The 20,943-nt window shown below is 60.7% G+C and carries 24 protein-coding genes, 1 tRNA gene and 2 pseudogenes; 16 read left to right on the top strand and 11 right to left on the bottom strand.

Annotated elements, in window-relative coordinates:
- Window positions 1-12 precede the first annotated feature (12 nt).
- Together DQ393_RS01435 and DQ393_RS01430 are read left to right on the top strand one after the other, a co-directional pair.
- Window positions 13-1,101, top strand: coding sequence for an ABC transporter ATP-binding protein (locus DQ393_RS01435; RefSeq protein ID WP_112340048.1), 1,089 nt, complete (start codon window positions 13-15; stop codon window positions 1,099-1,101).
- Window positions 1,102-1,152: 51 nt separating this feature from the next.
- Window positions 1,153-3,156, top strand: coding sequence for an aldo/keto reductase (locus DQ393_RS01430; RefSeq protein ID WP_112340047.1), 2,004 nt, complete (start codon window positions 1,153-1,155; stop codon window positions 3,154-3,156).
- 95 nt (window positions 3,157-3,251) lie between these two features.
- Here the strand turns inward: DQ393_RS01430 and DQ393_RS01425 are convergent, their stop codons facing one another.
- On the bottom strand, window positions 3,252-3,785 hold the full coding sequence (locus DQ393_RS01425; protein WP_112340046.1) for a methylated-DNA--[protein]-cysteine S-methyltransferase: 534 nt from the start codon (window positions 3,783-3,785) through the stop codon (window positions 3,252-3,254).
- A 254-nt stretch (window positions 3,786-4,039) separates the two neighbouring features.
- Here DQ393_RS01425 and DQ393_RS01420 point away from each other — a divergent pair, with 254 nt between their 5' ends.
- On the top strand, window positions 4,040-4,375 hold the full coding sequence (locus DQ393_RS01420) for a DUF6665 family protein (RefSeq protein ID WP_112340045.1): 336 nt from the start codon (window positions 4,040-4,042) through the stop codon (window positions 4,373-4,375).
- A gap of 3 nt (window positions 4,376-4,378) precedes the next feature.
- Here DQ393_RS01420 and DQ393_RS01415 read toward each other — a convergent pair whose 3' ends face one another.
- A complete protein-coding gene (locus tag DQ393_RS01415; RefSeq protein ID WP_112340044.1) occupies window positions 4,379-5,581 on the bottom strand; it encodes an ROK family transcriptional regulator in 1,203 nt (400 codons plus the stop codon).
- A 228-nt stretch (window positions 5,582-5,809) separates the two neighbouring features.
- Here DQ393_RS01415 and DQ393_RS01410 point away from each other — a divergent pair, with 228 nt between their 5' ends.
- The 7 genes from DQ393_RS01410 (at window position 5,810) to DQ393_RS33295 (ending at window position 12,047) form a co-directional block, all read left to right on the top strand.
- Window positions 5,810-7,048: an extracellular solute-binding protein gene (locus DQ393_RS01410; RefSeq protein WP_112340043.1), complete on the top strand. Its 1,239-nt coding sequence runs from the start codon at window positions 5,810-5,812 to the stop codon at window positions 7,046-7,048.
- Window positions 7,049-7,121: 73 nt separating this feature from the next.
- Window positions 7,122-8,006 (top strand): carbohydrate ABC transporter permease, encoded by an 885-nt coding sequence (locus DQ393_RS01405; RefSeq protein ID WP_112340042.1) that lies wholly within the window; start codon window positions 7,122-7,124, stop codon window positions 8,004-8,006.
- On the top strand, window positions 8,006-8,851 hold the full coding sequence (locus DQ393_RS01400) for a carbohydrate ABC transporter permease (protein WP_112340041.1): 846 nt from the start codon (window positions 8,006-8,008) through the stop codon (window positions 8,849-8,851). Before DQ393_RS01405 ends, DQ393_RS01400 begins: the two co-directional genes overlap by 1 nt.
- Window positions 8,848-9,870: an SIS domain-containing protein gene (locus DQ393_RS01395; protein WP_112340040.1), complete on the top strand. Its 1,023-nt coding sequence runs from the start codon at window positions 8,848-8,850 to the stop codon at window positions 9,868-9,870. The genes DQ393_RS01400 and DQ393_RS01395 overlap by 4 nt, the downstream gene beginning before the upstream one ends.
- The gene (locus DQ393_RS01390; protein ID WP_112340039.1) at window positions 9,871-10,800 is read left to right on the top strand and encodes a PfkB family carbohydrate kinase; all 930 of its coding nucleotides are present in this window, start codon (window positions 9,871-9,873) and stop codon (window positions 10,798-10,800) included.
- Window positions 10,797-11,861: an ABC transporter ATP-binding protein gene (locus tag DQ393_RS01385; protein WP_112340038.1), complete on the top strand. Its 1,065-nt coding sequence runs from the start codon at window positions 10,797-10,799 to the stop codon at window positions 11,859-11,861. Before DQ393_RS01390 ends, DQ393_RS01385 begins: the two co-directional genes overlap by 4 nt.
- A gap of 18 nt (window positions 11,862-11,879) precedes the next feature.
- On the top strand, window positions 11,880-12,047 hold the full coding sequence (locus tag DQ393_RS33295) for a hypothetical protein (RefSeq protein ID WP_181592267.1): 168 nt from the start codon (window positions 11,880-11,882) through the stop codon (window positions 12,045-12,047).
- Between the two features lie 345 nt (window positions 12,048-12,392).
- Here the strand turns inward: DQ393_RS33295 and DQ393_RS01380 are convergent, their stop codons facing one another.
- The 6 genes from DQ393_RS01380 to DQ393_RS01355 all read right to left on the bottom strand — a co-directional run bounded on the left by DQ393_RS01380 (window position 12,393) and on the right by DQ393_RS01355 (window position 14,910).
- Entirely contained in the window at window positions 12,393-12,590 is a 198-nt protein-coding gene (locus DQ393_RS01380) for a hypothetical protein (protein ID WP_112340037.1), read from the bottom strand.
- A 370-nt stretch (window positions 12,591-12,960) separates the two neighbouring features.
- Window positions 12,961-13,251: a type II toxin-antitoxin system RelE/ParE family toxin gene (locus DQ393_RS01375; RefSeq protein ID WP_112340036.1), complete on the bottom strand. Its 291-nt coding sequence runs from the start codon at window positions 13,249-13,251 to the stop codon at window positions 12,961-12,963.
- Window positions 13,248-13,496 (bottom strand): CopG family ribbon-helix-helix protein, encoded by a 249-nt coding sequence (locus DQ393_RS01370; RefSeq protein ID WP_112340116.1) that lies wholly within the window; start codon window positions 13,494-13,496, stop codon window positions 13,248-13,250. The genes DQ393_RS01375 and DQ393_RS01370 overlap by 4 nt, the downstream gene beginning before the upstream one ends.
- Window positions 13,497-13,789: 293 nt before the next feature.
- Window positions 13,790-14,065, bottom strand: coding sequence for a transposase (locus DQ393_RS01365; RefSeq protein WP_112340035.1), 276 nt, complete (start codon window positions 14,063-14,065; stop codon window positions 13,790-13,792).
- Window positions 14,066-14,275: 210 nt separating this feature from the next.
- Complete coding sequence (locus tag DQ393_RS01360; protein ID WP_112340034.1) at window positions 14,276-14,665, bottom strand: type II toxin-antitoxin system VapC family toxin; 390 nt, start codon at window positions 14,663-14,665, stop codon at window positions 14,276-14,278.
- Window positions 14,662-14,910 (bottom strand): type II toxin-antitoxin system VapB family antitoxin, encoded by a 249-nt coding sequence (locus tag DQ393_RS01355; protein WP_112340033.1) that lies wholly within the window; start codon window positions 14,908-14,910, stop codon window positions 14,662-14,664. The genes DQ393_RS01360 and DQ393_RS01355 overlap by 4 nt, the downstream gene beginning before the upstream one ends.
- A 211-nt stretch (window positions 14,911-15,121) precedes the next feature.
- Here DQ393_RS01355 and DQ393_RS01350 point away from each other — a divergent pair.
- Window positions 15,122-15,388, top strand: a pseudogene (locus DQ393_RS01350) (conjugal transfer protein TraD).
- 45 nt (window positions 15,389-15,433) lie between these two features.
- Here DQ393_RS01350 and DQ393_RS01345 read toward each other — a convergent pair.
- Entirely contained in the window at window positions 15,434-16,333 is a 900-nt protein-coding gene (locus DQ393_RS01345) for a LysR substrate-binding domain-containing protein (RefSeq protein ID WP_112340032.1), read from the bottom strand.
- Window positions 16,334-16,501: 168 nt separating this feature from the next.
- On the opposite strand from DQ393_RS01345, the gene DQ393_RS01340 reads away from it, so the two are divergent.
- The 3 genes and pseudogenes from DQ393_RS01340 to DQ393_RS34265 form a co-directional block, all read left to right on the top strand.
- Window positions 16,502-17,047: a sugar ABC transporter gene (locus tag DQ393_RS01340; RefSeq protein ID WP_112340031.1), complete on the top strand. Its 546-nt coding sequence runs from the start codon at window positions 16,502-16,504 to the stop codon at window positions 17,045-17,047.
- A 353-nt stretch (window positions 17,048-17,400) separates the two neighbouring features.
- Window positions 17,401-18,255, top strand: coding sequence for an MBL fold metallo-hydrolase (locus tag DQ393_RS01330; RefSeq protein WP_112340029.1), 855 nt, complete (start codon window positions 17,401-17,403; stop codon window positions 18,253-18,255).
- Window positions 18,256-18,371: 116 nt separating this feature from the next.
- Window positions 18,372-18,560 (top strand): annotated as a pseudogene (locus DQ393_RS34265) (helix-turn-helix domain-containing protein); the annotation flags it as partial.
- On the opposite strand, the gene DQ393_RS33665 reads toward DQ393_RS34265, so the two are convergent.
- On the bottom strand, window positions 18,522-18,665 hold the full coding sequence (locus DQ393_RS33665; protein WP_210209403.1) for a hypothetical protein: 144 nt from the start codon (window positions 18,663-18,665) through the stop codon (window positions 18,522-18,524). The pseudogene DQ393_RS34265 and the gene DQ393_RS33665 overlap by 39 nt on opposite strands.
- Here DQ393_RS33665 and DQ393_RS01325 point away from each other — a divergent pair.
- Together DQ393_RS01325 and DQ393_RS01320 are read left to right on the top strand one after the other, a co-directional pair.
- Window positions 18,664-19,335: a LysR substrate-binding domain-containing protein gene (locus DQ393_RS01325; protein WP_210209402.1), complete on the top strand. Its 672-nt coding sequence runs from the start codon at window positions 18,664-18,666 to the stop codon at window positions 19,333-19,335. The genes DQ393_RS33665 and DQ393_RS01325 overlap by 2 nt on opposite strands.
- An 11-nt stretch (window positions 19,336-19,346) precedes the next feature.
- Complete coding sequence (locus DQ393_RS01320; RefSeq protein ID WP_112340028.1) at window positions 19,347-20,717, top strand: IS1182 family transposase; 1,371 nt, start codon at window positions 19,347-19,349, stop codon at window positions 20,715-20,717.
- A gap of 135 nt (window positions 20,718-20,852) precedes the next feature.
- Here the strand turns inward: DQ393_RS01320 and DQ393_RS01315 are convergent.
- Window positions 20,853-20,929, bottom strand: a tRNA-Met gene (locus DQ393_RS01315).
- Between the last annotated feature and the right edge of the window lie 14 nt (window positions 20,930-20,943).

Genomic DNA, 20,943 nt, shown 5'->3' with positions numbered 1-20,943 from the left:
CGGGAGATCCGTATGGCTGAACTTTCTCTCACCAATATCGTCAAACGCTACGGTTCGCTGGAAATCATCCACGGCGCCAATCTCGAGGTGAAGGACGGCGAGTTCGTCGTCTTCGTCGGACCGTCCGGATGCGGCAAGTCCACACTGCTGCGCATGATTGCCGGGCTGGAGGATATTTCCGGCGGCGAACTGAAGATCGGCGGGCGCGTGGTCAACGACATGGAGCCGGCCGACCGCGGCATCGCCATGGTCTTCCAGTCCTATGCCCTCTACCCGCACCTGACCGTCGAGCAGAACCTCAATTTCGGCCTGCGGATGAACGGCAATCCCAAGGCCGACACCGACCGCCGCGTCAAGCAGGCGGCCGAGATCCTGCAGATCACCGAACTGATGCAGCGCCGGCCGAAACAGCTTTCCGGTGGCCAGCGCCAGCGCGTCGCCATCGGCCGCGCCATCGTGCGCGAGCCGCAGATCTTCCTGTTCGACGAGCCGCTCTCCAACCTCGACGCCGAGCTGCGCGTGCAGATGCGCGTCGAAATCTCGCGCCTTCACAAGAAGCTCGGCACGACGATGATCTACGTCACACACGACCAGACCGAAGCCATGACGCTCGCTGACAAGATCGTCGTGCTGCGCGGCGGCAATATCGAACAGGTGGGCGCGCCGCTCGATCTCTATGACGACCCGGCAAACCAGTTCGTTGCCGGTTTCGTCGGCTCGCCTAAGATGAACTTTCTGCAGGCCGAGGTTACGGATAACCAACCCAGCCGCATCGCCGTGGTGCTCAAGGGCCAGCGCAATGTGCGCCTGACGCTGCCGATCACCTCCGCCAAGCTCGAGATCGGCCAGCCGGTGACACTCGGCGTTCGCCCGGAGCATTTCCTCGAAGGCGGGCGCGGGGAGGTCGACATGATCGTCGACGTCGATGTCGCCGAGCATCTCGGCAACACCAGCTATATCTACGCCAATATCGAAGGCGGCGAGCAGATCGTCATTGAGCGCGAGGAGTCCCGCAACACGGGCAACCGCGACAAGCTCACCGTGGCGCTGGCGGCCGCCAAGACATTCCTGTTCGACAGCGCCGGCAACCGATTGCGGTAGGCGCTTCCCATTCCCCCAAGACAGCATGCAGATTTAGGAAAGGATCGTTCCATGACCACTGAGACACCAATCCGCTGGGGCATTATCGGCCCCGGCAGGATCGCGCAGACTTTTGCCGATGGTATCGCCCATTCCCGCAGCGGCAAGCTGGTGGCCATCGCCAGCCGCAACCCGGACAAGCCAGGTCTCGGCGACGGTTTCCCGGGCGCGCGCATCGTTAGCGGTTATGAAGCCCTGCTCGCCGACAAGGAAATCGACGCCGTCTATATCGCTACGCCGCACACCGGCCATGCCGAATGGGCAATCAAGGCGATCCGTGCCGGCAAGCATGTGCTCGTTGAAAAGCCGATCGCGCTTTCCGCTTTCGATGCGGAAGCCATCTACTATGAAGCCAAGAAGGCCGGTGTCTTCGCCGGCGAAGCCTTCATGTATCGCGTCCATCCGCAGACGGCGAAACTGATCGAACTCGTCAAGAGCGGCGTGATCGGCGACTTGCGCATCATCCGCTCATCCTTTGGTTTCAATATGGGCAAGGTCAATCCGGATCACCGGCTGTTTGCCAATGAGACGGCCGGCGGCGGCATTCTCGATGTCGGCGGCTATCCGGTCTCTATGGCCCGCCTGATCGCCGGTGCGGTCGATGGCAAGCCGTTCCTCGATCCGGAAAAAGTCTCGGGCGTCGGCCACCTCGGCCAGACCGGTGTCGACGAATGGGCTTCCGCCGTCCTGAAGTTCCCGAACAACGTTATTGCCGAAGTGTCCTGCTCGATCATGGCGAACCAGGACAACACGCTGCGCATCATCGGCTCCGAAGGCCGTATCGAAGTCAAGGACTTCTGGTTCGCCTCAGGCCACAAGGGCGGCATCGGCAAGATCGACGTCATCAAGGGTGGCGAGACAGAGACGATCGAGGTCAAGGAAGATCGCTGGCTCTATTCTTTCGAGGTCGATGCGGCCGGCGATGCCATCCGCGCCGGAAACAAGGAATTCGCATATCCCGGCATCAGCTGGGCCGATTCGATCGGAAACCTCAAGGTGCTCGACCAATGGCGCACGTCGATCGGCCTGGAATATAGCGTCGAGAAGGCAGCAAAACGGACGAAGAACATCGCCGGCGCGACCGTCACCAAGGGCAACAGCATTCCGAAGCGCAGCATTCCGGGTATCTCAAAGCCGGCATCGATCGTCACGCTCGGCTTCGAATTCTTCCCGAATTTCGCAGCCGCCTCGCTGACGCTCGACGCCTTCTATGAAGCTGGCGGCAATGCCTTCGACACGGCCTATGTCTATGGTGGCGGCAAGACGGAGAGCATCTTCGGCGACTGGCACACCAGCCGCAACGTGCCGCGCGAGGAGATCGTGCTGATCGGCAAGGGTGCGCATTCGCCGCTCTGCTATCCGGATGTGATCGCCAAGCAGCTCGACCAATCCCTCAACCGCCTGAAGACCGACTATGTCGACATCTACTTCATGCATCGCGACAATACCGACGTTCCGGTCGGCGAGTTCGTCGATGCCATGGATGCCGAGGTGAAGGCCGGCCGCATCCGCGGCATCTTCGGTGGCTCGAACTGGACGCGCGCCCGCTTCGACGAGGCGATCGCCTATGCAGAGAAGAACGGCAAGACGGCACCGGCGGCCCTTTCCAACAACTTCTCGCTTGCGGAAATGCTCGACCCGATCTGGGCCGGCTGCATCGCCGCCTCGGACGATGAGTGGAAAGCCTGGCTGAATGCGAAGCAGATCCCGAACTTCGCCTGGTCGAGCCAGGGCCGCGGCTTCTTCACCGATCGCGCCGGCCGCGACAAGCGCGACGACGAGGAATTGGTTCGCGTCTGGTATTCCGACCGCAATTTCGGTCGTCGCGACAGGGCGATCGAACTGGCGCAGAAGCTTGGCCGCAACCCGATCCATATCGCACTGGCCTATGTCGTCGCGCAGCCCTTCCCGGTCATCCCGCTGATCGGCCCGCGTACGATCGCCGAGCTGGAGGATAGCCTTTCGGCGCTCGACATCAAGCTGACGCCGGAACAGGTGAAGTGGCTCGAGGGCTGAAATAGGTCTGGCGCCGTCAAGCAGCGCTGAAACAAAAAGCCCATCCGGAGGACTGGATGGGCTTTTTCGTGCCTGCCTGAATGACCATCAAACGATCACGCGGCAAAGTCGAATGTCGTCGCATCAGCCCCTTCGAGCCGCAGCAGATAGGCCTTGCGCTCGAGACCGCCGGCGAACCCGCGCAAATCACCGGCCGATCCCACGACGCGATGGCAGGGTGCGATGATCGAGATCGGGTTGCGACCATTGGCGGCACCGACCGCACGGATCGCCTTAGCCGAGCCGATCTCGGTCGCAATCTGGCGGTAGCTGCGCGTCTCGCCGAAAGGGATGGCGAGCAGGGCCTGCCATACCTTCTGCTGGAATTCCGTTCCGGCAAAATCGAGCGGCAGGTCGAAAACCTGTCGTTTGCCGGCGAAATATTCGCGGAGCTGCTGCTCGGTTTCCACGAGCACGGGATGGCTATCGTCTTCGGCCACGATCAGCAACGGCACACGCCCTGGGCGATCATTGTCCCAAAGGATCGCGGCAAGCCCATCATCGCTGCCGACGAGCTTCAAGGCGCCAACGGGCGAATCGATGATCCGATAGACATACTGCTTTTCCGCATTTTTCTGCGCTTTGGTCATGCCGATATCCTTTCTTTGAATTGCGCTCGTGGCATCGGGCGAGATTGCCTCTGATGGAGCACTTATGTCGCTATTGGACCTCAAATGACGGTCGGCAACCACCCGAAAACGGCCAACGGTCACGAAAATCCCGGCATATCCGGATTCATGCGGACAGCCTTAAGATGACGCGGGCAACAGGCTCAGACTTGGGAAAGTGGCTGGGATTGTGTAAAACCATAGAGAGACAGATCATCAAGCATGCGGAGCCCGATATGACAGTTCGCCCGCCACGCAATTTCAATCCATCGCAAACCAAAGAAACCGGCCTCGGCATTCTCGAATATGAGATGCTATCGGAACGCGCCAGCACACTCGGCCATCATGGCATGAAGGTGGAGACAGCGCTTGCCGCGCTGCAGGAGGGCGAAGCCAAGGGCAAAGAGGGCGTGGAGCACGAGCGGCTGGTGGATATCGCGGCGCAAGCCGTCTGGGCCATGTTCATCCATCGCGAGATCTGCGGCCTGCGCAACGGCCGCGACGTCATCCAGCGCTACGGCATTCCGAATAAGGTGCTCGCGCGCCTCGGCGCCAGCCCGAGACATCCCTGACTATTAGGATTTCAAGATCGCCTGGAAACGCGGATCGAAGGCGTGGCCGATCGGCTCCGCCGCCGCACCGCGCGCCACTGCCCAAGGATCGGTCATGCCGAGCTGCAGGCGCGGCAGCAATCGATCGGGACGATCGGCATTGGAGGGCAACAGCGGCTGCATCGCAGCCATCAGCCGCGTTGCCAGCGCTGGGGGCGCGCCGCCGCACAGAATAACCGTCTGCGGATCGAAGATAGTTTCGATGAGCTGCACGCTCCAGCGTAGGTCGATCGCCGCCCTTTCGATCCAGGTAAGGATATCGGGATCGTCGGCAGCGGCGCGCTTATCTATCAGCGAATAAATATCAGGCGCCATCGGATCGACGCCGAGGTGATCGTAGAGAGAAGCCAGCGAGGCGCGATGCTCCAGCTGGGTCTGCCTCCCGCCTGATGTCAGCAGCGCCATGCCGATTTCGCCGGCATTGCCATGGGCGCCGCTATAGAGCTCGCCGCCGAGGATGAGCCCGGCACCGATACCATAGCCGACATAGAGGCAGACGGCATGGTCGAGGCCATGTGCGGCACCCACCATGCGCTCGGCGGTCGCGCAGGCCGCGGCGTCGTTCTGCAGAGTGACGTTGAGACCAGTGCCCGCAGAAAGCGTTTCCAGCAGCGGAAAGCGCTGCCAGGCACCCATCATCCAAGGATTGTCGGCATCCTCCTGCTCGATTCCGAACGGACCCGGCATCGCGGCACCGAGGCCGACGAGGCGCTTCTCCGCCTGAGCCACGCGCTCCTTCAATTCGCTGCGCACGTCTTCCACGAGCTGCAAGACGACGGGCGTACCTGTCGCCGGTCCACCTGCCGGTAGGTTCGCTTCCTTGCGTATCAGCACATTGCCGACGAGATCGACGGCGATGGCGCGGGTGATGTGACGGTCGATCTGCAGGCCGATGGCGAAAGCGCCCTCTGGCACAAGACTGTAGGGCGTCGAAGGCTGGCCGCGGCCGCGGCGCACCGTTTCCCTCGATGTGACGAGCCCATCGTTTTCCAGCTCCTCCATGATGTTGGAGACAGTCTGTTTCGTCAGGCGGGTGGCGCGGGCGAGATCGGCGCGAGAGAGCGCACCATTCAACCGCAGGGCATCGATGATCACCCGCCGGTTATGGGCGCTGGTGCCCTCGTGGTTCGTTCCGCTGGTAGCCCTGATCGGGCGAATATCGTTCATCTGTTTTTGCCTCTTGACAGCAATAGAATATTGAAGAACAAATTAGTCAAGACAATTGACTTAAAAGAAACCACAGAGTTTCATCAGGGAACGCAAGGGAGCCTTGAAGCTCCAAAACGCGCCGATCGATGCTCGGCAGCCAACCCGGCCAATTGCCTGCTCGACAACTGATGGCGACGTCAGCCGCCATTGGAAAAATCGCGTGACTGTCAAAAACCGGAGGCTGGAATGTTGAAATCATTGAACAAGACATTGCTCGGCGCAGCGCTGATCGGCGTATCCTTCGCCTCGCACGCCTTTGCCGAAACCACGATCAATGCCCTTTTCATGGCGCAGGCTGCCTATAGCGAAGCCGATGTGCGTGCCATGACGGATGCCTTCTCCAAGGCCAATCCAGACATCAAGGTCAATCTCGAATTCGTCCCTTATGAAGGCCTGCACGACAAGACCGTGCTCGCGCAAGGGTCCGGCGGCGGCTACGACGTCGTGCTCTTCGATGTGATCTGGCCGGCCGAATACGCGACCAACAAGGTTCTGGTCGACGTTTCCTCGCGCATCTCTGACGACACGAAGAAGAACGTGCTGCCGGGTGCATGGACGACGGTCCAGTATGACGGCAAGTACTATGGCATGCCGTGGATCCTCGATACCAAGTACCTGTTCTATAACAAGGAAATCCTAGAAAAGGCCGGCATCAAGACGCCGCCGAAGACCTGGGACGAACTGAACGAACAGGCCAAGATCATCAAGGACAAGGGTCTTCTCGCCACCCCGATCGCCTGGAGCTGGTCACAGGCCGAAGCCGCAATCTGCGACTACGCCACGCTCGTCAGCGCCTATAAGGGCGACTTCATCAAGGACGGCAAGCCGGACTTCCAAACCGGCGGCGGCCTCGATGCCCTGAAATACATGGTCACCAGCTACAAGTCCGGCCTCACCAACCCGAACTCCAAGGAATTCCTCGAAGAGGATGTCCGCAAGGTCTTCGAAAACGGCGATGCCGCCTTCGCGCTGAACTGGACCTACATGTACAACATGGCGAACGACCCTAAGGACAGCAAGGTCGCTGGCAAGGTCGGCGTCGTGCCGGCGCCGGGCGTTGCCGGCAAGAGCGAGGCTTCCGCGGTGAACGGCTCGATGGGTCTCGGCATCACGTCGGCCAGCAAGCATCCCGACGAGGCGTGGAAGTACATCTCCTTCATGACCTCGCAGGCAACGCAGAACCAGTATGCGAAGCTCAGCCTGCCGATCTGGGCCTCGTCCTATAGCGATCCGGCCGTTACAAAAGGCCAGGAAGAACTGATTGCGGCCGCAAAGGTCGGCCTCGCTGCCATGTATCCGCGTCCGACGACGCCGAAATATCAGGAACTGTCGACCGCACTTCAGCAGGCGATCCAGGAATCGCTGCTCGGCCAGTCTTCTCCGGAAGATGCGTTGAAGTCTGCTGCCGACAATAGCGGTCTCTGATAATCTCATCGGGCGGCGCCAATCGCCGCCCGCCTCTTACCTCCTCCATGAAGAATGAAAGAAGGGGCCTGCCATGTCCGGCACCTCCATGACAACTCGTGCCTGGCTTTTGATGCTGCCGCTGCTTGTGGTGATGATCGCCGTCATCGGCTGGCCTCTCGTCGACACGGTCGGCCTTTCTTTCACTGATGCCAAGCTGGTGGGAACCGGCGGCAATTTCGTCGGCATCGACAACTACACCAAGATGCTGGCGAACTCCAATTTCCAGCGCACCCTGATTACCACGGCCTGGTTCGCGATCGTCTCCGTTGCCGCCGAAATGGTGCTGGGCGTGCTGGCCGCCCTGCTGCTGAACCAGAATTTCAAGGGCCGCGGCGTGCTGCGCGCGCTGATGATCCTGCCCTGGGCGCTGCCGACCGTCGTCAACGCGACACTGTGGCGGCTGATCTACAATCCCGAATATGGCGCGCTCAACGCAGCCCTCACTCAGCTTGGCCTCATCGACGCCTACCGCTCCTGGCTCGGCGAACCGGGCACGGCGCTGACGGCGCTCATCGTCGCCGACTGCTGGAAGAATTTCCCGCTCGTGGCGCTGATTGCGCTCGCCGCCCTGCAGGCCGTGCCGCGTGATATCACGGCCGCCTCGCTGGTTGATGGCGCCGGCCCCTTCAAGCGCTTCCGCTTCGTCATCCTTCCCTATCTTGTGGGGCCGCTTATGGTGGCGCTGGTGCTGCGCACCATCGAGGCCTTCAAGGTCTTTGACATCATCTGGGTGATGACGCGCGGCGGCCCGGCAAACAGCACGCGCACACTATCGATCCTCGTCTATCAGGAGGCTTTCTCCTTCCAGCGAGCGGGGTCCGGCGCGTCACTCGCCCTCATCGTCACGCTGCTGGTCACGCTACTTGCCGCGGCCTATGCCGCCCTAGTGCGCAAAACCGCAGGGAGTGCCGCCTGATGGAACGCCAAAGCCCGCTCTTCACCTGTTTCATCTATGTCTGCGCCCTCCTCCTCGCCATCGTTATCCTGGCACCGATCGCCTGGCTCTTCATCATGAGCATTTCGCCGGCTGCCGATCTCGCTGCCAAGCCGTTGCGCTGGTGGCCGCAGACGGCGGATTTCTCGCGCTACAAGCTGCTGCTGTCGACGCTGGAAAACAGCGAGGGTGCCGCCTTCACCTCGTCGCTGCGCAACAGCATCGAAGTCGCAGGCATGGCGACCATCGCGGCGATCGCGCTCGCTATCCCCGCCGGCTGGGCCGTGTCGCGCACGCCGTCCGTCGGATGGTCACTTTCCATGGTCATCGCCACCTATATGCTGCCGCCGGTGGCGCTTGCCGTGCCGCTCTATATGGGCCTTGCCCATCTCGGCATGCTCAACAACGTTTTCGGCCTGGTGCTCGTCTATCTGACGATTCTCGCGCCATTCACGACCTGGCTGATGAAATCCGGCTTCGATTCCATTCCGAAGGAGATCGAAGCGGCTGCCATGATCGATGGCGCCGGGCTGTTCCAGACGCTGCGAATCATCACACTGCCGCTTGCGATGCCCGTGATGGCGACCTCGGCGCTTTTTGCCTTCCTGCTAGCCTGGGATGAATTCTTCTATGCGCTGCTCTTTACCTCGGACCAGCGCGCCAAGACCCTCACTGTCGCCATTGCCGATCTCGCCGGCGGCCGTGTCTCGGATTACGGACTGATCGCGACTGCCGGTGTGCTAGCCGCCCTGCCCCCGGTGCTGATCGGCCTTGTCATGCAACGTGCCCTGATCTCGGGCCTGACCAATGGCGGCGTCAAGGGATGACCATGACCCAAGAGAAAACTCGCCCCGCAGGCCTTGCTGCCATCGACCGCGAAATGGCCCGCCAGCATGCCGATGCACTTGCCTCCTTCGAGGCTGCGAGCGATATGGCCGCCAAGGCCGCTGCCTCGCTGAAGCGCACCGGCAGGCTCTTGCTACTCGGCATGGGCGGCTCGCATGCTGTCAACCGCGCCGTCGAGCCGCTCTATCGCGCCGCCGGCATCGATGCGATCGCCCTGCCGCTCTCCGAACAGCTCGGCCAGCCGCTGTCGCTTGATGGCCGCACGATCTTCATGACCTCGCAATCCGGTGAAAGCGCCGAAGTGCTGCGCTGGTTCAACGAGACGGGCGGCACTGCCGATACTTTCGGCCTGACGCTGGAGGGCAGCTCCTTTCTTGCAAAAAACGCGCTTTCTCTTGTCGGCGCCGGCGGTACCGAGCTTGCCTTTGCGGCAACCCGCAGCCTCACCGTCACCTTCGCGCTGCATCTGGCGATCTTCACCGCCCTCGGGCAGGATCCGGCGCCTGCGCTCGCCGTGCTTCGCACGCCTGAAACGCTCGATATTAAGCCTGCGCTCGCAGCACTCGCCAATGTCGCCACAGTCGTCACCTCGGGCCGCCGCCTGCAGGGCGTGGCCGAGGCTCTTGCGCTCGGCCTCACCGAACTGTCCCGCCGTCCGTGCTTCTCGCTCGAAGGAGGCCAGCTGCGACATGGTCCGATGGAAATGCTTGGCCCCACGATCGGCGCGGTGCTGTTCCGGGGCAATGATGCGACGGCGGACCTCGTAACGGCCATGGCCGTTTCCGCAGTCGAGACGGGTGCCCCAGTGATCGTCTTCGATGGCTCCGAGGAAGAACCGGTGCCCGGCTGTGTCACGCTGCGCTTCAAGCCGGAAACCGGACTTGCCGCCATCTTCCAGATGCTGCCCGTCGCCCAGTCGCTGATGATCGCCTTTGCCGACGAGCGCGTGGAGAATGCCGGCACGCCGATACGCTCCACCAAGATCACCCGGAGCGAATGAATGAAGCCGCTTGCAGTCATCGGCAATGTCAATATTGACCTGATCCTCGGACCGGCGGCGCCATGGCCAAGGGCCGGCACGGAGATCATCGTCGATCATGACGAACTGCGCGTCGGCGGTCAGGCGGGCAATAGCGCGCTTGCCTGGGAGGGCCTCGGCGTTGATTACGAGATCGCGGCCAATGTCGGCAGCGATCAGTTCGGACGCTGGCTCAGCGAGGCATTTGGCGCGCGCAGCAGCAAATGGCCTGTCAGCCCTGAGAGCACGACGCTCTCGGTCGGCATCACCCATCCCGATGGCGAGCGTACGTTCTTCACCACGCGCGGCCACCTGCCGAGGTTCAATCTCGATGACGTGTTTACGGTTCTCAACGGCGAGAAGCTTGCTGGCGGCTATGCGCTGCTCTGCGGCGCCTTCCTCACAGAAGATCTCACGCGGGATTACGATGCCTTGTTCGACTGGGCTGACAAGCACGGGATCACCGTCGCACTCGACACCGGTTGGCCGCTCGATGGCTGGACCAAGGAGAATTGCGACGCCACGCGGCGCTGGCTTTCCCGCTGCGGCGTAGCGCTCATGAACGAGGTCGAGACGACGACCTTGGCCGGCATGAATGATCCGGCCGAAGCCGCTCGCGCGCTCCATACCCTGATGCCCGAAGGCGCGATCTTCGTCGTCAAGCGCGGTCCGGACGGTGCGATCGCCATCGATGCCGACGGCGTGCTGGCTTCGGCCGCGGCACCAAAGGTTATTGTCGTCGACACGATCGGCGCCGGCGATGTCTTCAATGCCGGCTTCCTGGCCGCCCTTGCCCGCGGCGAGCCGCCTGCGGCCTGCCTTTCGGCGGGGACCGCGGTCGCGTCCCGCGCCATTTCCACACTGCCGCGCAGCTACGGCCCGGCCCAAGCATCCGAGGAGGCCGTTCAATGAGCGCGCTCGAAATCCAGAACATCCGCAAGAGCTACGGCGAAGTGGAGACACTGAAAGGCATCGATATTTCGCTCGAAAGCGGTGAGTTCCTGGTTCTGCTCGGCTCGTCTGGCTGCGGCAAGTCCACGCTTTTGAACATCATCGCTGGGCTTGCTGAGGCCACCAGCGGCGATATCCGCATCGGCGAGCGCTCCGTGCTCGGCGTGCATCCGAAGGACCGCGACATCGCCATGGTGTTCCAGTCCTATGCGCTCTATCCGAACCTCTCCGTTCATCGCAACATCGGCTTCGGCCTCGAAATGCGCAAAGTGCCTGCAGCAGAGCGCGACAAGGCGGTGCGCGAGACGGCGAAGCTTTTGCAGATCGAGGCGCTGCTGGAACGCAAGCCGAGCCAGCTTTCCGGCGGCCAGCGCCAGCGCGTGGCGATTGGCCGGGCGCTGGTACGCAAGCCGGAAGTCTTCCTCTTCGACGAACCGCTCTCCAATCTCGACGCCAAGCTGCGCATGGAGATGCGCACCGAGCTGAAGCGCCTGCACCAGATGCTGAAGACCACCGTCGTCTATGTCACACACGACCAGATCGAAGCGATGACGCTCGCGACCCGCATTGCCGTGATGCGCGACGGCCGTATCGAACAGCTCGGCGCGCCGGACGAGATCTACAATCATCCGGCAACGCTCTATGTCGCGACCTTCGTCGGCGCGCCGCCGATGAACCTTTTGAATGCGACCGCCGATCAGGGTTCGCTCCGCATCGACGGAACCTCGATCACGCTGCCGATGCCAGCGACGAAAGCTGGCATCAGCCAAGGACAGCAGCTTGTGGTCGGTATCCGGCCGGAAACCCTGCGTCTTGATGAGCACGGCTTGCTTGAGACGATCTGCGAAGTGGCAGAGTTGACCGGCCCCGAGCTGATCGTGACCGCGAAGGCGGGTTCGCAGCGGCTGATGGCCTGCCTGCCGCCGCGCACCGTGATCGCGGAGGGACAGACATTCAGGCTCGGCTTCGACGCGAGCTCGCTGCATCTCTTCGACCGCGCAAGCGGCCAGCGCTGCGAATAGGCCTTTAAACCCAGGAATATGATCGCCTCGATCCTCAATGGGCCGGCGACCATCGCCACCGAAACAAAAGCGCCGGAAATTGCACACCTTTGGGGCTGTCTTCAGCGGCTGCCCATTCCTATTCAGCATATTGGCGGCCGCGCTCTTTCTTACAATATAGTTAAAGAAATCTACGCAATTATCTAAAAATACTTGATAATTTTGTGATATTTCAAAAACCCTGCAATGTACCCGCAATTCTGACGAGCAAAATAACCTGCATCTCCTAACACCGATCCGTTTCCCGAGACGGGCGGCACGGGAGAGAAGCAGGAACCGTTTCCGGTTCTCCAACGCAAACAGAGACCTTGCGAGCCAACGGGTGGCGCATGGGTTTCGTATGGAGTTATTAATGTCTCTCAGCGCAAGAACGATTTCGTTCGCCACTTTGGCTCTGGCGGTTGCGACCAATGCCTTCGCCGGGCCCCGCCCGGCAGGCGCTGCATCAAGGAGATGCAGTCGCCGTACAGGATGGTGTTGCGGCGGGGCGCATTATGCGTCGTTCTGTTCGGTTTTCGGCTTGCGGATGGTCAAGCGCCCGTTGAGCGGCAGGGCTGTAAGCGTGATGTTGATGCCTTCGCCGTCACTATGTGTCCATCCCGCGCCTACTCTCGTCCAATGCGCTTTGTCGCCTTCTCCCTCTACAACATAGACGGCGTAGTCGGGTTTGCTCTTTTGGGTCGGTTTCATGTTCGGTTCTCCCGTTGGTTATCCGGCTGCGCCTATCGTGGCCGGTCGGGGGATTTTGGCGACCGCGTTTTCTGAGCCGAAGGCGGACGCAGGCAACGGCAACACGGGAGCGTAGCGAATGGAGCGGGCAGCCGATTGCCGGCGGCAGAAACCGGGCGCATACCCCGACCGTTCCGGCCGCGTGGCTCAGCCGGTAACGGAGAACGACAGGAAGGTGGCCGGGGCAAACACCGCAGCCTTTTGCGATCGGAAGCCGACGACAGCCGCTTGTCACATGGACGGGAGGCAACTGACTAATCAGGGGCTATGCGATGAACAGCGGTTGTCCCGCCCCTATCCTCAGGGCGATTCCGTCAAAGTATCCGGCGCGTCAAAACGTCTGCGGCCACCGCTGATGAGCATGCATGACGGTGATAATCTCAATGTCCTGATTGACGCGGTATGGAATTATGTAGGGAATATCCGCGAGCACCACTTCACGGGTGCCCTTGATGCGGCCGGCACGTCCCGTCGCCGGAAAGTCCGCCAGTATGTCAGCAGCCGACACAATCCGCGCGACAACACGCGCAGCAGCGTCTGGATCGTCTTTCTGGATATACTCACCAATCTCATCAAGCCGCCGCAACGCTCGCAGCGTCCAGCGGATGCGTTTCCGACTCATGATTGACGGGCAGACTTGACGTACTTGCCGACAACCTTCGCCACATCATCATCGCTGGCAAATTCACCCCGGTTGGCTTCGGCCAACCCAGCCTCGATCTCGGCGAGCTGCCACTCTTGCTGTTCAACAAACGCCTCGATGGCCTCGGCCGCCATGTACGCGCGGGAGCGATCCAGCTTTTCCGCGATCTGATTAAGCTTGTCCGCGGTTTCATCCGAAACCCGCACAGTAAATGCAGCAGTCATGGCATCTAACTTTCTTTGGTTCACTATAATTATTGGTGAACCAATGTGGTTCGTCAAGGTTCTCGTGATATGGGCCTGGGGGCGATTGTCAGGAATACGCGATGCCACCCTCCAGATCGAGCGGCGGTAATACATCGTTGTCATGGGAAAATTTGGTTGTGGGGGCTCGCAACTAATCATTCCTGCGATTGTTCACGCGGGACATACCAAAGCTGGCACCATAACAATGACATTTTTGGCCCTGGCACGTCCGAGCCGCCGTGGGTAGGCATCCGGTCTGGGCCGCGCAGGAATTACTCAACAGTCTCCGCAGACACCTCCTCTTCGGGTGCCTGATCAAGCCGCCGAACCGCGCCGGACGCAAGTGCCGCGCGTCGCCAACCAAAAAGCTGAGAAGGATCCATGTCGTGGGCACGCGCAACCGCAGAGATGTTCGCGCCCGGAACGAGCGCTTGCTCCAGGATCAGAGCCTTATCCTTATCTGACCAAAACTTCGGCTTTCGCCGCTTCCGGACGGGTTCAGCCGTCAGAATCACGAACGTCCGGCCCTGATTCATATCTTCACTCATAGAATTCCCCGCATGATTCATGCGGAAAATGAGCGATATCGAGCCGCTATGCTACGTGGGGTCGCCTATACGCTTACAAATAACACCCCGTGGATCGGCAGTCATAGCTCTGAACCACGGAACAGTCCCCTGCCCTTAAACGCCTACACAAACGGATTGGAGATTGCCTGAAACGTCGCGGGGTTGATCCGGTCGCTATCAGCCACGAAGTCACGTAGCCGAACGGATATCCGTCTCGGTGAAGTCGTTGCCCTTGAACAGCAACGGTTCTCCGAAATCCTTGGCGAGAGCGTAGGCAAAGCAGTCGCCGAAATTCAGCCCGGCCTTGTGCCGGCCCTTCCCGAAATCGAGGAATGCCTCGCGCGCCAGATGACCCTGTTCAACTGTTACAGGTTCGATATCGATCGCTGCACGGCGGAAGAAGGCATCGGCCTGCCTCATACCTTCCGGCCCGAGCTGTTTCTCGATCACCATGGACAGTTCCAGATAGTTCGCCACACTGATCCGGCTGGCTGTGGAATCGTGGATCAGTCGCGTGAAGGCAGCTGCCTCCGGTTCACCGTAGAGGATCGCCACCATGGCGGATGTATCGATAATCATTTCGGCAGGCCGTCCTCGTCATAGAGGAGCTCGGCGTGATCGGCGTAAGGCCGCTTCAGGTGAACCGCGGCCCTGTCAGCGATCGCCAGAAGCTCTTCGACGGAGGCCCTACCCCTCTGTTTTTCGATTTGTGCATACCGCTCCCGCAGCGCGTCGGTCACGACACGGCTCATGCTCTGCCCGGTCGCATGGGCAATCGCCTGAGCCAGGCGATGCGCTTCGGGATCTTTCACGTTGAGGCTCATGTGGAGGTGCTCCGCTTCTACCTAATCAACCAATCTTCTACCATTCTACCCCATTGTAGCGCAACGACTAAGTCTGGAAGACAATCAAGAGCAGCATGGTTTCGGGGGAAATTACGCCGATCTCAACCGGCAAATGACGGCGACAGCGGCGGCACTCAGGCGCGACCGTTCGGCACGCAACCGGCATCGGGCGGCGAAGGCCAGAACTGACATGCGGACGTGGCAGATCGAGCGACGAAAGCGGACGCGCCATCTGATCGAACTCGGCGGGCTCGTCGTCAAATCCGGCGTTGTCGAACTGACGAACGATGATCGCGCCGTCATGCTCGGCGCGCTCATCTGAATGGCCGAAAAGCTTAACAGCGAAGACGGTGAACGGGCGCGGGAACTGTGGGCCGGAAAGCGGAAAGAGGCGTTCGAGGCGGAACGTCCAGCAGACGCGCATGAAAGGACTCAACCGCAGCAGGATCGGACGTAACCGATGGCGGGCGGAGCGGACCCCACATCGCAGCGCTGCCTGACATCAAAGCATTGGGTTTGACGATCGAGCTTCTTTGATAAGCCAGTTTGCGAACACTTGTATTGGTCCCCCACTCAATCGGATCGGCTCCGGCAGGATGAGGCAGAAGGTCTTGGAGATCGACGTGCCATCAGGCCAGGGTGCGACCAAGCGACCTTCCGCCAATTCGGCTTCGATATAGAGGCGCGGCACCAGCGCAACGCCGAGGCCGGCCAACGCGGCTTCGATTTGCATGGAGTGAAGATCGTAACGGGCACCAACCGCAGGGTTGGTTAGCTCGATACCTGTTTCCTGCGCATAGCGTTGCCAGACGTCCGCGTTCTGGCGTCGATGAAGGCGCGGCAGTTCATCGAGAGATGCCATGCCTTCGCCTTTACCGAGAAGAGCCGGATGGCAAACGGGAACCAATGTCTCTTGCAACAGGCGATGCGTTCTCATTCCCGTCCATGCGGGGTGCTCGAAATGGATCGCGGCATCGAAACCGCTTCCGGCAAGCACAAAAGGCTCCATCCGTTCGGCAAGATGCACGGTGATATTCGGGTGCACTTCGCGGAACCGCGCCAATCGTGGAATAAGCCAGCGCGTCGCAAAGGTCGGGATGGTGGCGATGTCGAGGCTCGCGCCATCGCTGGGCTGCCCCATTAGGTATTGGCTGTCTCGTTCCAGCCGGTCGAGCGTCTCGCGAACCTGAAGCGCATAACGCTCTCCATTTGGCAGAAGCCGAACGCGATTGCCGACCCGCTCGAACAGCGTGACGCCGAGGAACGCTTCCAGCCGAGCGATCTGGCGGCTGATCGCCCCTTCGGTCAGAGCCAGCTCGTCGGCAGCGCGCGCGAAGCTTCCATGACGAGCGGACGCCTCGAACGCCATGAGTGCGGAATTGCTGGGAATCTTGCGGCGCATGACGGCTCCTGACAGGATGGCTTGGCATTCGCCCCCCTGCCACCTTGATATTCAATCACTGAAGCATGATTCAATATCGATATACAGGCAAGAATTGGCGATCCATCATGAGAAAATATCAACGATAGACAAGCCGGAAGCGCTGCGCTTTCGGTCGAAGGTGGCGCGATGATCTATACGGTAGAATGCAGCTTTGCTGATCCAGCCAGCGAAGCGGAATGGAACGACTTTTACAGCCTGGACAAACTGCCAGCGCTCATTTCTGTGAGCGGCTTCCATACTTCGCAGCGTTTCAAGGCGTTGAGCCCCGGCTGCCCTGTCTATCTCGCCCTTCATTCGATTGATGGCCTCGATATTCTGACGGGTGAGGAATATCGCCATAAGGGCGGCGGCAATTTCGCACGCTGGCAGCAGCACATCATCGACTGGCACCGGAACCTCTACGGCGGCGTCGAGCGCGCGCCAGCGATTGGCGATGGCGAATATCTGGCGTCCAGCGCAGCAGGCCCCGAGCCGCTGACCCGGCTGGGCCTCACCCCATATGCGATGCACGCGGTCGCTATGGAGAAGTTCCCGGAACACCGCTGGCTCGCCAAGGTGGAGCGCGGCAATGCGCCTGACATCGAACATCTTCCGGAAGGCGTCCATGTCTATGTGCCGATGACGGCGCAGTTGACGAACGACGGTAACGCCGCTGTCGGGAAGGCGCGGTAGCACCGATGCCGAATGTCACGATCTACATTCCTGCGGACAGGATGCCGCCGGACGCAGCTCTCGTAGGCCTCACGGAGCAATGCACCGAACTTTGCACCGGCATCCTTCGGGCCGCGTTGGAGAAAGTGCATATCGTCTATGTCTCTGTCCGGCACGGTCGGGGGCACCCCGCTTTCGCGGAAATCCGATATCGCCTTGAGCCATTTCGGACGCAGCCGGTCATGGCGCAGTTCATGGAGGGGCTGGACGACGCCATAAGACGCAATACCGACCTCACCGCGCGCATCCGTTGCTTTGGCTATGAAGCCTCGAGCATCCACGCACGAAATTGAGCCGACGCCTGGAGGAGAACCATGTCTAGTCTCGTATTACCCAACCATCAGATCGGTGACTTGACGATCACTGCCGTCAGTGATGGCTATCTCCATACCAGTTTCGATTTTCTCGCGAACATCGACCCGGTTGACGCCTCGCGTATGCAGGAAAAAGCAGGGATAGCGGATCATACCTCGATCCATATCAACTGCTATCTGGTGCGCGGAGGCGGCCGCACGGTTCTGATAGACGCAGGTGCGGGCGGCCTCAAGCAATGGGGCGGCCGATTGAAGACCACTTTGCTGCTCGCGGGCATTCAGCCTTCGGAGATCGACGCGATCCTGTTGACGCACGCCCATCCTGATCATGTTGGAGGGCTGATGGACGCTTCAGGGGAAGCCGTCTTTCCGAATGCCGAACTTGTCGTCCACCGTCGGGAAGCCGCGTTCTGGCAGGACGACAGCAATCTGAACCGTGCGCCCGAACGCGCCCGTGGCAACTTCCTCGTGGCCCGTCAGGCATTCGACGGCTATCGCGAGCGGCTGCGCACCTTCGATGCCGGTGAGGTCCTTCTCGGCATGTCGGCGGTTCCGCTTCCGTGCCATACCGCGGGGCACACCGGATATCGCCTCGAATCCGGCGGTCAAAATCTGCTGGTTTGGGGAGATATTGTCCATTTCCCCGAGATTCAGATTCCGCGGCCCGACGTGTCGATTGCGTTCGATCAGGATGCACATCTCGCCGCCGAGACACGAACGAGGCTGCTGGACCTTGCCAGTTCGGAACACCTACTAATTGCGGGGATGCACCTTGGCGAACTCGGTTTCGCTCAAGTCGAGCGAAGGAGCGCAACCTACAGGATCGCTTATGAGGAATATCGATCTCTTGCCTGAGGCCGAATTGTTGGCTCAGGGTAACGTCAAAGACCGTACCACCAGTGGCGCGCTGCGCAGGTTCAATCCGATCCGATTTGGAAACCGGGCGCAGAATTTGCGCCTAGGGCGACGGAATGCGTGGGCGGCGAAGTAAGGCACTGGGCGAAGAACGGGTAATTACTATTGCTGGCGGCCGCATCCCGATGGTCGCCCTGATTCAGACGCTCGCTGTTGCAGAGTATCTTAGCTTTCGTGGCGCAGCTCACGCCCTCGGAACCAACCAGTCAAGTGTCAGTTTGCGGATCAGGGCATTGGAGCAAGACCTTGGCATCATCCTCTTCGACCGAAAGACACGCGGCGTCCGGCTGACCGAGACAGGACGCCGCTTTGTCGATCAGGTCGATGATGCCGTGGAAATTCTTGACCATGCCATCAAAACCGCCGGGATGCGCGCGCGGCGAGGAAGGAGAACTTCACACCGGAGTTCATTCTCTCGCATCAGGCGGGTTTCGCGACCGGCTGCTGGACCGCTTCCGCAGCCTTCATGCTGGCGTTGGTCTGCACATCACCGAAGGCACAGCAAGAGACGCACAGTTCATGGTGCGGGAAGACCAGCTTGACGTTGCCTTCATGGCCTGCACCCACGAAATCCCCGATCTGCATTCCCGCATCATCTGGCACGACCGCCTTATGGTCGTCATGCGGGAAGCCTACCCGTTGGCGCAGTGCGATCGCATCGCATGGCGAGACCTCGCCACGGAAACCTTCCTTGTGCGGGAGGGCGGAATCGGCCCGCAGCTTCACGACCTCATCGTGGTCCGCGCGGCGGGGAAATGGCCGATTCCCACAATCCTGCGCTGCGATGTGGGAGCGGCGCTAGGATTGGGATTTGCGTTTATGCTTTGGGCCAGCGATTGTTTAGTGCTTGGGGAGGTTATTGTTTTGTTAGGCGGCTTTGTATTGTGGAGCGTGGTTTGGTTAGGCTTTTTTCTGGGGGCTGATTGGTTGGATGCTTTCGGCGTTGGCAGAACGCAAAAAGCCCGCTTGAAGCGGGCTCAGACTGCTGACAAACCTCTGGCGTCAGCCGGAGGTTTTTGATTCAATGGGACATGCTGAAGAAACCTGCTCCCGAACAGACGGCTCTCGAGATGGTGACGCTCGACAGTCTTGTGCCGAAGGATCACCTTCTGCGCCGAATAGACGCGGTGATCGACTTCTCGTTCATCCACGATCGCGTTGCCGGCTTGTACTGCGCCGACAATGGCCGCCCGCCGCTTGATCCGACGCTGATGTTCAAGGCGCTGTTCATCGGCTACCTCTACGGCATTCGCTCCGAGCGGCAGCTGGTGCGCGAGATCGAGGTCAATGTCGCCTATCGCTGGTTTCTCAGGATGAAGCTGACGGATGGCGTGTTCGATGCGTCGACCCTGTCGCAGAACCGCCGCCGACGCTTCAACGATACGTCGGTGGCCCAGGATATCTTCGACCACATCGTTGAACAGGCGGTTTCCCACGGGCTGGTGGACGGCACGGTACTCTATACGGACAGTACCCATCTGAAGGCCAATGCCAACAAGGGCAAATACGATCTGGCCATGATCGAGAAATCGCGTGCCGACTACTGGGCCGACCTCGACCGGGCGATCGACGCGGAGCGCAAGCTGCATGGCCAGAAGCCGCTGAAGGACGGGGAGCGCCAGGCCGAGATCAAGGAGACCAAGGTGTCGCGCACCGATCCCCAGAGCGGCTACATGGTGCGTGACGGCAAGCCGAAGGGCTTCTTCTATCTCGATCATCGCACGGTGGACGGCCGACATGCGATCATCACCGATACCCATGTGACGCCGGCCAACGTGCATGACAGCATCGTCTATCTCGGCAGGCTCGACCGGCAGTGCCAACGCTTCGGCTTCGATGTGAAGGCTGTCGGGCTGGATGCCGGCTATGCCACCTCAGGCATCGCCCAAGGCCTGGAGGACCGCGCCATCCTCGGTGTCACCGGCTATCGCAATCCGACCCCGCCCAAAGCCGGCATGATGCGCAAGAACAGCTTCGTCTACGATCAGCGAGCCGATGGCTATCGCTGTCCGCAAGGCCAGCTTCTCACCTACGCCACCACCGACCGCAACGGCTACAAGCATTACACATCCGATCCTGCCATCTGCGGCACCTGCCCGCTTCTGGCGTCGTGCACGTCCAACGGCAAGGCCATCCGCACCATCACCCGGCACGTTTGGGCCGATGCCCGCGAGCGCACCGACGGTCACCGTCTCACATCCTGGGGCAAGGCGATCTACAAAAGACGCAAGGAGACGGTCGAGCGTTCCTTTGCCGATGCCAAGCAGCTGCACGGCCATCGCTACGCCCGCTTCCGAAGTCTCATCAAAGTCCGATGCCAGTGCCTGATGGCCGCCGCAGCCCAGAACATCAAGAAGATCGCGATGGCGCTCACAAAGACACCCAAACCGAGCCTCGCATGAATCACAGGAGCAGGACCGATCTCCCTTCAATGCCGCAACCCAGGAAACAAACACACCAGAAATACAAAACCCCGCCAAAATTTGACGGGGTTTGTCAGCAGTCTGAGCCCGCTTGAAGCGGGCTTTTTTTGTAATTGGTTGCGGGGGCAGGATTTGAACCTGCGGCCTTCAGGTTATGAGCCTGACGAGCTACCGGGCTGCTCCACCCCGCGTCACCAGCGTAAGC

The sequence above is a fragment of the Martinezella tropici genome, from assembly GCF_003287875.1.
Taxonomy (GTDB): domain Bacteria; phylum Pseudomonadota; class Alphaproteobacteria; order Rhizobiales; family Rhizobiaceae; genus Rhizobium; species Rhizobium tropici_C.
This window is presented reverse-complemented; position numbering and strand designations above follow the sequence as displayed.